Annotated in this window: 1 protein-coding gene; it reads left to right on the top strand. The window is 26.8% G+C overall.

Annotation, left to right across the window (positions count from 1 at the left end; genetic code table 11):
- Positions 1-22 precede the first annotated feature (22 nt).
- Positions 23-442, top strand: coding sequence for a MarR family winged helix-turn-helix transcriptional regulator (locus ACF91D_RS31455; protein ID WP_107549237.1), 420 nt, complete (start codon positions 23-25; stop codon positions 440-442).
- Positions 443-571: the final 129 nt, after the last annotated feature.

Below are 571 nucleotides of genomic sequence, written 5' to 3' on the forward strand. Positions count from 1 at the left end.
TAATTTAAGAGAGGCCTAAACCATGGATATAGATAATTGTGTAAACTACTTATTAAGCACTTCTCAAAATAAAGTGTTTAAATATTTCAAGGAGTTATTAAGTCCTTATAATGTCACTCCATCAGAGTATGGAGTATTAAATTGTTTGATTAATAGTAATTTAAATACTCCTAAATTAATATGTAATGCATTAAAGTTGGAAGCTCCAACTTTATCTGGCATACTATACAAAATGTCAAAGAAAAATTTGATAGTACGTGAAACTGATGAAGATAATAGAAGAACTGTTTTAATTAGTAGTACCCTTAAAGCAAATGAACTTTGGCCAATTTTAGAAAAGTTAGCAAACGAATTGAATGATAATTGTTTTGCTAATCTGACTGACGATGAAATTCTAGTTTTAAAAAGGGCGCTGTTGAAAATTAATAATACTGACCTTTAAATAATTGATATAAACAATTTAACTTTAAAGAAATAAAAATTATAAGAATATGCAACACTCGATCTAAATGAAAGGCTGGGTTGTTTATATATTTGAGGTAAGAAAAATAATCATTGTGATCATTAAATG

The sequence above is a fragment of the Staphylococcus sp. 231237_7MaSpsaltlick genome (assembly GCF_043107035.1).

What these genes read in the sequence shown, in the direction of transcription:
- ACF91D_RS31455 (WP_107549237.1), top strand. Translation starts at nt 23, where the DNA reads ATGGATATAGATAATTGTGTAAACTACTTATTAAGCACTTCTCAAAAT.